This is a genomic window from Fulvimarina fulva, from assembly GCF_039652615.1.
Classification (GTDB): domain Bacteria; phylum Pseudomonadota; class Alphaproteobacteria; order Rhizobiales; family Rhizobiaceae; genus Fulvimarina.
On sequence record NZ_JBDJAC010000027.1, the window covers coordinates 1 to 11,133 of the forward strand.

10 protein-coding genes are annotated in these 11,133 nt (G+C 55.0%); 5 read left to right on the forward strand and 5 right to left on the reverse strand.

Annotated elements, in window-relative coordinates; genetic code table 11:
* On the forward strand, window positions 1–1,281 hold a 1,281-nt coding region (locus ABDX79_RS19490; protein ID WP_346221963.1), incomplete at its 5' end, for a tetratricopeptide repeat protein.
* 93 nt (window positions 1,282–1,374) lie between these two features.
* Here ABDX79_RS19490 and ABDX79_RS19495 read toward each other — a convergent pair.
* Both ABDX79_RS19495 and ABDX79_RS19500 read right to left on the reverse strand, forming a co-directional pair.
* Complete coding sequence (locus ABDX79_RS19495; RefSeq protein ID WP_346221964.1) at window positions 1,375–1,953, reverse strand: hypothetical protein; 579 nt, start codon at window positions 1,951–1,953, stop codon at window positions 1,375–1,377.
* Between the two features lie 610 nt (window positions 1,954–2,563).
* Window positions 2,564–2,707 carry a hypothetical protein gene (locus ABDX79_RS19500; RefSeq protein ID WP_346221965.1) on the reverse strand — a complete coding sequence of 48 codons (144 nt, stop codon included), beginning with the start codon at window positions 2,705–2,707 and terminating at the stop codon, window positions 2,564–2,566.
* A gap of 726 nt (window positions 2,708–3,433) precedes the next feature.
* Here ABDX79_RS19500 and ABDX79_RS19505 point away from each other — a divergent pair.
* Window positions 3,434–3,742, forward strand: coding sequence for a hypothetical protein (locus ABDX79_RS19505; RefSeq protein ID WP_346221966.1), 309 nt, complete (start codon window positions 3,434–3,436; stop codon window positions 3,740–3,742).
* Window positions 3,743–5,469: 1,727 nt separating this feature from the next.
* Here ABDX79_RS19505 and ABDX79_RS19515 read toward each other — a convergent pair.
* The 3 genes from ABDX79_RS19515 to ABDX79_RS19525 form a co-directional block, all read right to left on the reverse strand.
* The gene (locus tag ABDX79_RS19515; protein WP_346221967.1) at window positions 5,470–6,501 is read right to left on the reverse strand and encodes a hypothetical protein; all 1,032 of its coding nucleotides are present in this window, start codon (window positions 6,499–6,501) and stop codon (window positions 5,470–5,472) included.
* A gap of 330 nt (window positions 6,502–6,831) precedes the next feature.
* The gene (locus ABDX79_RS19520; RefSeq protein ID WP_346221968.1) at window positions 6,832–7,137 is read right to left on the reverse strand and encodes a helix-turn-helix domain-containing protein; all 306 of its coding nucleotides are present in this window, start codon (window positions 7,135–7,137) and stop codon (window positions 6,832–6,834) included.
* Entirely contained in the window at window positions 7,134–7,496 is a 363-nt protein-coding gene (locus ABDX79_RS19525; RefSeq protein ID WP_346221969.1) for a type II toxin-antitoxin system RelE/ParE family toxin, read from the reverse strand. The genes ABDX79_RS19520 and ABDX79_RS19525 overlap by 4 nt, the downstream gene beginning before the upstream one ends.
* 385 nt (window positions 7,497–7,881) lie before the next feature.
* On the opposite strand from ABDX79_RS19525, the gene ABDX79_RS19530 reads away from it, so the two are divergent.
* The 3 genes from ABDX79_RS19530 to ABDX79_RS19540 form a co-directional block, all read left to right on the forward strand.
* Entirely contained in the window at window positions 7,882–8,574 is a 693-nt protein-coding gene (locus tag ABDX79_RS19530; RefSeq protein WP_346221970.1) for a recombinase family protein, read from the forward strand.
* Between the two features lie 676 nt (window positions 8,575–9,250).
* Window positions 9,251–10,201, forward strand: a complete 951-nt coding sequence (locus ABDX79_RS19535) for a hypothetical protein (RefSeq protein ID WP_346221971.1) — start codon at window positions 9,251–9,253, stop codon at window positions 10,199–10,201.
* Window positions 10,202–10,206: 5 nt separating this feature from the next.
* The coding region (locus tag ABDX79_RS19540; protein ID WP_346221972.1) for a pentapeptide repeat-containing protein at window positions 10,207–11,133 on the forward strand (927 nt) is incomplete at its 3' end.

Here is an 11,133-nt window from a genome sequence, read left to right on the forward strand (position 1 = left end):
GCGGCCGAGGCCGGTGACGCCGGGGCCATGGCCAATCTCGGCTACTGCTACGACATGGGCGAGGGTGTCGAACAGGACCAGGCGGAAGCGATCGCCTGGTATCGCAAGGCGGCCGAGGCCGGTGACGCCGTGGCCATGGTCAATCTCGGCGTCAGCTACGCCAGGGGCGAGGGTGTCGAACAGGACCAGGCGGAAGCGATCGCCTGGTATCGCAAGGCGGCCGAGGCCGGTAACGCCGTGGCCATGGTCAATCTCGGCGTCAGCTACGCCAGGGGCGAGGGTGTCGAACAGGACCAGGCGGAAGCGATCGCCTGGTATCGCAAGGCGGCCGAGGCCGGTCACGCCAGGGCCATGGCCAATCTCGGCTACTGCTACGCCAGGGGCGAGGGTGTCGAACAGGACCAGGCGGAAGCGATCGCCTGGTATCGCAAGGCGGCCGAGGCCGGCGACGAAAAAGCGTCACGGATTTTATTGACCCTGCCTGATCGCGAACAGCTCGCATATCACCATCCGAATGTCCGTATCTTATGCAATGATTTGGATTCTGATCTCAATTGGCCCGTAAAGCCCTTGCTTCCGGGAAAATGGCGTTCGGAAACGGACGCCGAGGCAGCGCGCTTTATAAGCGAATTCTTGCGCTACGGATCGATGACCGGTCATGAGGGCGTGCGGTTTCGCTCGCTTCGGTCCACGTCCTTGTCGTTTTATCCTGGTTTTAGATTGGTCGAAGCCCTGATCGAAGCCGAGAGCTTTGAGACCCCGAAAATCGCTTTGCTTCTCGCTAGCAAAGAAACGTCTTGCCCAATCCTCGGAGACTCGCTTGTGATCCACAATCTGAATGCGACTGGGGCACTCGATCTGACGAGTGACGACAGAGTCCTTGCCTATCTGCGGTTCTTCTGTCTTGCGGTCTGCGGTGAGGGCGGTCCATTTCGGATCGTTGAGGATTACGATCCGTCGCTACTTTCCGACCGGTCTTATGATCCCGGTGCGATCCGCCAATCGATCAAGCCGTTTGAGATTACGGATCGTTCTCTTGATCAGTGGACCGTTCAGGCGACGGTCAAATATGCGGACGCTCTCTTTGCGACTTCTTTCGTCGTTCACGCCAACGGTATGGTTGAAATGCAGGACGACAAACCGCTCCTGTCTGATCTACCATTTAATATCGAGGGTTTTGAAGGTGCGTTTCGGATATGGAATCTCGGTCAGAACAGGGCAGAGGAAATTGACGAGGACATCCGCCGAGCTCGCGCAAAGGGACCGTTTTTTGCGGATTGATTTCTAGAGAACTGCAGCCGTTTCCAACCACAAGGTCATAAGCCTAGCACGAACCTTGATCCCGTTACGGCTCATTGCCGTTCCATAATGGCATTATCCCACTAGCCGACGCCACCATGATCGCGTCCGCATCTCAAAAAGCGCATTTCGAAGATCCTCGATCTTGGCATCACCGGCCTCGATCTTTTCACGGTGCGAGGCCATTGTGGCTTCGATCTTCTCGCGGAGATGCGCGACTTCGGCACTGGCAAGAGCTTCGGCCTGCTCAATCGCGGCCTTTGCCTTCTCCGTCTCGATCACCTGGTCGGCGAGCCGGCCGGCACGGTCGCGTTCTGACTGTCGTTCGGCTCGCTCTCGCTCGATCTCTACCGAATGCTTTTCGCGCTCTCGCTCTAGGACCGCTTGAAGGTCTGCGATGCGATCGTGAAGCGCCTCGATCGTGCCGAGTTGATCGATCGTTCGGTCGGGCGATGAACTTTCGATCATCGGGCGTTCGTCTGCCTGATCAATCGGGCGATCGATCGGTTCGACGTCAGCCGGGACCATGATCAAGGTTTTTCCGTCATTCGCTCGCATCCGACGCCATGCAAGGCGGCGAGCCCGATGACGGATCGCGTCAGCCGTCATGCCGAGACGATCGGCGGCGTCCTGATATGTTTCCCAGTCGGACATTCGCGATCTCCCGATGAACTTACGATTCGGTCGGGCGATGATCGCGTGATCGGTCGGGTGATGCACCGGCGATCGGTCGAGAGACCATCGGGCGATCGATCACCCGATTGCACGAATGCAAATTGACCTTACGCGAGCCTGAGGTATGACGCCTTGCGTCGTATCGATGACAAAGGCATCATGCCCGGCAATGCTCTGAATCGGGGGCAGAAACGCAAAAACCCGGCTGGAAGGCCGGGTTCGCAGCGTCCGAAGACGCGAGATCACTTCGTGGTTGTTGTGATCCTCGCAAAATCGGGACGCCTCGTCAACGCCTGGAAACGGGCGAACGAACCCGCTTGTGCAGAAAAATGCAAACGGGATGCGAATGACGCCTTCCTCGCCGGACGTGATTCGAGGAGCGAGGAAACGTGCATCCGATATTCGAGGCGAGGGCCGCTATCTGGCGAGACCAAACCGCGGGACTGATTTCGATCGAGGAAGCGCAAAGGCGGTCGGCCGCGCTCGATACGCCGGCCGTGCATGAGAAGGGACAGTTTCGCCTTGCCCTGCCAAGGCGATCTGCACCGCCAAGGCCTCGCCATGACAGAGAACCGCCTCGTCCTTCTCGTCAGTATTCGAACCCTATGGCGACGACGGCCGCACGGGACGATCGCCTGACACCGAACGCCAAGGCGCTCCTCCAGGTGATCCGTGCAAGATGCGGGAAGGGCCGGATCACGACGACGACGAAGACGACCTTGGCTTCGATCATGTCCCGGTCATGCCGGACGATCCGACGCTATCTCATCGATCTGACCCGGTGGGGATACGTGACGATCGAGACGCGGCGAGGTCGATCCGGTCTCGACACTGGCCTCGTCATCGAAATCACCGACGCGGCCCTGCCGTTTTTCGCCGAGCCGAAAGGTCTCGTTTGTTGGCTGAACGACGAGGCGCTGTTGAGACCATTCGAGCCTTTCAAGCCCGGAAACATAGGGGTGACACTTCTGTCACCCAAAAACCCATTCAAAAATTCTCTTTCTTGGTTTCGCTCTGGAATGACTCAGATAGGCCAAGGAGAAACGCTAGATGCTTTAGGCTACGACGGCCCTCGAGAAGGTGATAGCGCCTTTCCTGCGCCATCCTGATGGACTGGCGAGCCTATCTTCAACGGATCAAGTCTTCAGAGAGATCTGTCGTCCTTGACTGGAACCTCCCCTGCTCGACGATCGGACCATCATCTACGCCCTTTGCTCTTCCTCTTGCGGGGCTTCGGCGTAACGCCTCGATCGAGGTCGCGGGTCCAATAGCATCGGCGACGGCCTGCTATGCGACCGCCGTCCGTGTACCCATGCGACGACCGCGTGGCGTGCTGCTTGTCCATCTGCTTGATCGCGTATCCGACCGCGCTGAACCAAAGCTTCCCGTTCTTCGACGGCCATCCGCCTTCCGGCATGCGCTCGAAGAGGGAGACACGACCGCCGCCGTAGAGATACCCATGCGTCTGAAGATACCGGTCGAACTGGCAATCCCAGCCCTCCGGCAGGTGCATGGCGAGGTGCAGATGCTCGCCGGTGTCGTCGGGCCTGCACTCGCGACCGTAGACGCCGGTCAAGCGCTCTCCCTTGTCGCGCATCCACTCAGCAATGCGATTGATCCATCGCTTCCAGAGAGCGGGCCGCTCATGAGGTGGAACGTCGTCGATGTTATCGAGCTTGATCGTCAACAGGCCATTGATTGGTCGCCCGATACGGATCGCATGCTCTCGCGCCTGGAGCGCACGCACTACCGTGAGCCGGTCGATTGACCGACTGCATGGTAGCCCGCCCGCATCAAAATGAGGTTCCTCGACGACCTTGTGCGGACGTCCGCGTTTCCTCTTCGAAGGCGTGCCTGATTTGTCACTTATAGAACTAACATAGATAGGAGGGACCTCCCCCCTGGGTTCATAACCTCGAAATAGGTCAATGGAATCAATCGATTGGACGTCGAGATCGAGCGGAAATCGATCTGGACATAGCAACATCGAATTCGGTGTGATTTCGGCCTGTCGGAAGGGGCCAGGATTGATTTCAGAGGCGTTATGTTGTAACATTTTTATTGCGCTTAGGGATAGGTGTCTGTCTTTAGATCGGAGGACGACGGGCATCGTCTTTCGATCGGTATTCTTGTTTTGTTCTCTTCTGCAACTTGCGATTCAAAGAGTGAATTCCAGCGTCGCGTCGCGGTTTTCGGGGTGGATTTCGAGCCGAAAACGGGCTCGAAAGCTAATTAGTCAGATTTTATGATGAATTATTGAGAGGCTGCACGCCCTGTACAGCAGGGGTTCTTACCGTCTGAAGGGTATTTTCGAGGAGTTTTGCCTTTTTCAGCGGCGAAGAGCCTGATCGGATAAGCCCCGCACCCTTCGTGCATTTGATCATGGTCCGTCTTTTCGAACGAGCCCTACTTGTCCAATCAGACGAACTCCGCGTCTGCCGGCGCTTAGCATGATCAAGCTCTTGGACACTTTCCTTGCTGCCGATCTCGCGTCTAGGTGACAAGTCCCATCGACTGAGATCCCTGCTTAGCGCTTGCCAGGAAAAAGCGAAGCAGCACACGGCTAATACGGCGCCCCTCGTCGAGGATATTCGCTTGGAAGCGATGTCGTCCGCCTCATGTAACGCGAAAGCGCTGAACGAGCGCAGTTTGATCACGGCACGCGCTGGGAGATGGCAAGCAGTTCAGATGTAGCGAATGCAGGCTGCTAATTGAAACAGAATACAAAGAAAGTGTTTCAAAAACGAGCTTTGCGTGCTTCTTAGAGCGCTCGAACGACGCGACATGGGTTACCGACCGCAAGCACGTTTGGCGGCAGGTCTCTTGTGACTACGCTTCCAGCACCGACGACTGTATTTTCGCCGATTGTCACGCCAGGGCAGATCAGCGCACGACCGCCGTGCGAGCGGGCGATACTCTCGTCGTCACGAAGCTCGATCGGCTGGCTCGTTCCGCACCCGAAGCTAGAGAAACCCGGTCTCACTGTTTGCCAGAGTGCCGCGATGTTTGCTTTCCTGAGGCGAGCAATTTCACAGTTCTTCAAAAAATACGCCCCTGACTGCCGAAGCAGACAAGGGCGCTGTATAAATCTCTATACTGTGCGCCGATAGGCGCATAGCTTTAGCGCATGATGATGATGATCACCGTATCAGCATAAGCCGAAGAGAGCGGTGCAAAGGCAACGCCGACGGCGAGAAAGGTTGCGGTGGCGACGTGACGGATGCGGTTTTTCATTTGGTATTCCTTCCTTTTCCTAATGGACACGCAGATCTTTGCTGCGATGTCTTGAATTAGCAGGGGAGGAAGAGCGGTCGCCGCATCTTGAAGAGCTTTTGTGGATGTCAGGCTTGAGAGTTAACATCCTGGCTAAACGTCACGGGCGGACCTACGCTGATATTTTGCGTCATAAGCCATTTTCCAAAAGAGGAATTTGGCTGCGAGCATAGAATTAAACCCGACACAACGAATGTGACAACGAATTTGAGAGGGCTTGCTTTACGAAGCATGGGTGGGCTCCTTATCCGTGGTAGGGTTCTTGAACAGCTTGCGAATTTGGCGGCTGATCTGAGCCTTCTTTTGCGTCGTGATCGGGACGCCGGGTGCTGCAAGCTCGCGGCTGGCTAACAGGAGCGCCGTATCTGTTTTTTCCATCCCTTGCGCGATCACCGCGAGGAAATCTGACTTCGTGGTTGGTTCAACATCCGAAAAGGGTTTTTGATCGAAATGCGCAAGCGACGGATCGATCATAATCGCCTGACGGAGAGCGTCAGAAGCCGCTTCAGGTGATACGACGGCGAAGCTTTCCGCTAGCAGATACGCACGGCGGGCGTCAGGTGCGATTTTCTCCAAAGCCCATTCGATCTCTGATTTGATTCCTTTAGCCATGAGAGAATAGATCAAATCTCTATACGAGACCTTTGACCAATCACCGCTCTTGTAGAGGCTATAACTCATGTTAATTTCTGCCTCAGCCGCCAAAAGGCAATGGTATCGAAGAAAGGGGTTTCCGGGGTAATCGTCGCGAATAGATGAAAAAGCCTCGCTCGCTTTTTGAAAAGCCTTCAGGCCCATTGCAAGGTCGCCTCCACCTAACTGATAACCTCTTCCGTTTAGAAAAAGCTGGAAAGCTTTATCTGCAGGAAAAAGGTCTAACTTCGGTGCGGAGTGGATTTGGCGAATTTGGTGATGCAGTGCCATTTGATCGCCAAGCAGGAACGAGCGCTCCAAAGCGTCTGACGCTGCAAGTTGGATTGCTGAAATCACCTCTTCGGCCAACTCATCGGAATAGACGGTATAGATCTCCTTCAGCGGACGGGTTCGCGAAATTTCCCCTCGATGAATACGGCGGAGCTGCTCTGCTCCCACCTCCTCTTTCCCTTCAGAGTTTTCATCAAGCAGTCTCTCGGACAGCGTTTCGTAGTTGAAGAGCGGCTTTCCGTCGCGTAGCGAAATTGTGGATAGGAGAAGACCAATCATACGCTGATAGGGGCTAATCGGCTCAAGGTCGGCCGTCTCTTTTCTGCTCATTTGCAGGCTCCTTTTCGCTGATAGTCGGCGCATTCAACCGAAATTCTGATGGACTACCCACAAAAACCGCCAGTTATGTGTGGCCAGCACGAAGGATCGCCAATGGCTCATGAATACATCCGACGACTTTGCCGATTATGCTGCGCCCGATGACGCTGTGCGAGCATCGTGCCGAGATCGAAGCCTTCCTCGGCCTGCGCGATTTCGGCCGGTTTCGCTCCCCTCAAATGGGAACGCTCAGAAATAGGCGAAAATCGGTTTTGCGCCTGTTTGCTTTATGAGCGGACGGTTCTGAGTACCCTGAAACAGAATTGACAATTCTGTTTCGCCTTAGGCGGATAATCTTGCTTCCGCTGTTGCTCGTTCGATCGCCTCCGGTTCCTTGTCGATCACCGTGAGAAGAAGCCTAGATGGCGTATCGGGCGTCGAACGATTTTGCTCCCAATCCCGAAGGCGACCAATCGTGAACCCGTACCGAGCCGCAAACGCTTCCTGAGACAGACGACTGCGCTTACGGATGGCCTTTACGTCGACCGAGGCAGGGACATGCACGACATAGTTCGCAAGGTCAGCGTTACCCTCAGCAAAGTTGATCGCGTCTGTTAGGCCAGCGGCGATCTTCTCGAAAGCACTCATCGTTTCAGCTCCAGTTTTGCGACTCTGTTCCGGTAGGCATCTGCCAGGCGCTTTGTGAGGGCGGCGAGTGCGTTGGCTTCAGCGCGAGTGAGGTTGTCCTTCTCGCCCTTGCCGAATGCCGTCAGAAGGAACACCGGAACGTCGGGGCCGGCGTAGAAATGGACAACGCGAAAGCCACCGCTCTTGCCACGGCCGCGACCGGCAACGCGAAACTTGCGACATCCTCCTGTCCAGCGCATTTCGGCGCCGATCATTGGATCTTCGGCGACGAGTGAAACGATCTCGGAACGCTCGCTGTCCGATATGCTGGCATCCTTCGCAGCAGATAGGTAAGCTGGCGTTTCAACGACCGTGTGCATCCTATCCATATACGGACAGACCGTAGTTTTGAAAAGAGGGAAGCGCGGTCCCGGATGCTATCGCTCGGTGATTTTGCGCTCTTTCGTTGAAGTAGGAATGCCGGCTGGGTCGGCTGTGACGCCGTGAGGTATGATACGGAACTCGCAATTTTCAAAATTACGCTAGGTAATTTATGCTTACGAAGCTGAGATTGCTGAAGCCGCTAATGAAAATGGGGGCATATGCCTGATAAAAAAACGAAGATATAATGCAAGAAAACGACTGACGACTTGAAGGCGGCGTCAGCACGAGGTGGTGATGCGGATAGCAAGCCTATGAATGGACAACACGTCCTCAACCGTTACGTTTTGTACAACGGATGTAGTTGAAAACGGAACAAACGAAATGGCACAGCGATATGTCGCCTATTACCGGGTCAGCACGAAGGGCCAAGGCGAGAGCGGTCTTGGTCTCGAAGCGCAGCGAGCGAAGGTCCAGGCGCATCTGAATGGTGGCGACTGGTCGATCGTCGGTGAGTTCGAGGAGACCGAGACAGGGACCGCCAAGCGGTTTCGTCCGAAGCTCCAGGAAGCCCTAGCGCTATGCCGGATCATGAATGCGCAGCTCATCGTCGCGAAGGTCGATCGCCTTACACGTGACCCGGATTTTATGACTAGGCTAACCGAGGCTGGCGTCGATGTCGTCTTCTGCAATCTTCCCCGTGAGCGCGGATCGATCGGCACCTTCATGCTGCGCCAGATGCTGGCAGTCGGCGAGCTCGAGGCTGCGATGATCTCGGAGCGGACGAAGGAGGCGCTGACAGCTGCGAAGGCACGAGGCGTCAAACTCGGCGGCGATCGAGGATCCTTGACGCCGGCCGTGCGAGAGCGAGGAAGGACTGCTGGCATCGCCAAGCGACAAGCGAAGGCGGGAAGGCGTGCGAGCGACCTTGAGCCGATCCTTGCCGATATCCGCGCATCTGGCGCATCCAGTCTTCGAGAGATCGCGGCAGCCTTGAATGATCGAGGTATCCGCGCCGCACGTGGTGGTGAGTGGAGCGCGAACGCGGTCAAGCGCGTCGTCGACCAGTTTAATTGAAACAAAATACAAAGGTTCTGTTTCAGAATCTTTTTCGTTGACCCTCTCGCGAAAATATAGACGTGGCTCGTCGCGCTCGCTTACGAAGATATCAACCGGCCGGGAAACCCCACATTTCAAATCAGGATCCGCTTATCATATTACCAAGAGGAATTTTCGTTTGCTTCGGAGGCCGTCAGTGCCAGCTGACTGTGTTCGTCCTTAGAACATTCAGCGCAGATCGAGCTTTATAATGAATAGCGGAGAGCGGGCCCGACCGGCGCGCACCTCCTCTTGTCTTGCGACAGTCGCCGCACTCTATAAAACTCAGCTTACATAACCAAGTGCATAGAGGAGTGCCACCGCAGCAAGGCCGGCCTGAAGGGCGAATACCAACCACAAGATCATGGCAAATTCCTTTCATCCTCCATCGGACAGCCTGAAGCGCTATGCCGATTTATTCTTTGCCAGATGTAGTGTTGTTCTGAATTTAAGAAAAGTGTTTATCCTTAAAAATGAAGAAAATTTGTTTCAATAAATAGAAATACTTATTTTTTTGTTTATTGAAAGGAATATTATTATTTTAATATTTGTTGGAAGCGTGTTTGATCGATTTTTGAAGCTGTTTGATCGGGTTGAGAGACCACGCACTGCATCGGCGCACTATAATCCAAAACACTAGAGGGGAGACGATCACGTGTCCAAGTTTTTCCATGCCCTACCCGCCAAAATTCAGATGATGGCGGAAGTTGCTCAGCGGAAGGGAAAAATCCCCAAAGCGACGACGAGCGGACTGGAGTCGTACATTGGATGCAGCCCATCGACGCTTGCACAAGCAAAAAACAAAGGCCGCCTCTCCAACGAACTAGAGGACAAGATCGCAACTGCTCTCAATATAGAAAAAGACAGTCCCCGTTGGCTTGACCTAAAAAAATCAGACCGTCATAGAACTCATGCGCAAAATGTCTACGACGGCAGAGATAATGTCGATGATTTTTGGAGATATCTCTGCGAAAGAAACGGAATAAGCGATTACGAATACTATAAAATTGTAATAGAAGAGCCGAATCTTGCGAATGACGAGGTGGTTCTTTTCACCCTTGAAGAGACCTCTCAGCCAGTTGTGGTGAACCAACCGTTGGCTCTGTTTTTTCGTGTCGTTGTCAAGCCGATAATCCCGCAGTCAGGTGCTCGATTTGGTTTCAACCGGATTCGGATAAAGATCAGGCGTCCGGCGATGCTGAACGAAACGGAGAAATCCAAGATCCAATTTCAAAAGATTCTGGGCGCCGACGGCCGATCTGTCTCGGTTCGAAATGCCGTTCTTGAAGCCCAAGGCGGCAAGTGGACGCCCGAATGGGTGCTTGGCATCGATCAGGCGGCGCTGGAGGGCGAGTATAGGTCTATTGACGAGCCGATGTGTGAGATCATTGGCGCGATCGTCAATGAAGCGCTGGAGGCGGAGATCGCCGTTCATCAGCATGACGGGTCTCTGGTCAATTCCGAAACAGGCGAGCCTCTGGTCGAAGAGGACAGAAACGCGGTCCTGGAGGCGCTTTGCCTGAAAGAAGTGTCCGGCATCAGGGACAGCACGGGCTGGATCAGTCTTGGACGACAGAAGATCACGATCATCAGTGGCGATTTTTGACGACGATGAACAATCGCTTTGAGGATAAGTTCAAACGCGTTCTTCAGGCGAAGGGCGCATCTTTCGTGCAGTTGGTCGAGATCGCCGGGCTTGACAAAATGAAGGATTTTCGGTTCGCGCGGCTGCGGAATGTTGATTTTTCTAATCTTGACCTGTCAGGCTTCGATTTTTCGGAGGCTGTGATCGAAGACTGTAATTTCGAGAACGCGACAATATCGGGCACATTCTTCAACGAACAACATTTTGACAATGCTGCGCTTCGAAAAGCTGCCGATTGGGGCCGGATTGCGCAAAGTTGGACTAAAAGGCGCGGGAAAACTGCGTCCTGCCCCAGTGACGACGCCACCGCAAACCTAACGATCGAAGATTTACGTAGCTTGGCCGAGGGCGGCGACGTTGCCGCTATGGCTGAACTTGGGAAACGGTACATTGACGGCGACGGTATCGATCGGGATTTTAAGAAGGCTGTCTTTTGGATCAAAAAGGCTGCAGAGGCAGGACATCCTAAGGGAATGAACCGTCTCGGCTATTGCTATTCGACCGCGACCGGAGTCGAAAAAGATTTCGTGCAAGGCCTTCATTGGTATCGCAAGGCGGTCGAGGCCGGTGACGCCGGGGCCATGGCCAATCTCGGCTACTGCTACGCCAGGGGCGAGGGTGTCGAACAGGACCAGGCGGAAGCGATCGCCTGGTATCGCAAGGCGGCCGAGGCCGGTGACGCCGGGGCCATGGCCAATCTCGGCTACTGCTACGACATGGGCGAGGGTGTCGAACAGGACCAGGCGAAAGCGATCGCCTGGTATCGCAAGGCGGCCGAGGCCGGTGACGCCGGGGCCATGGCCAATCTCGGCTACTGCTACGACATGGGCGAGGGTGTCGAACAGGACCAGGCGGAAGCGATCGCCTGGTATCGCAAGGCGGCCGAGGCCGGT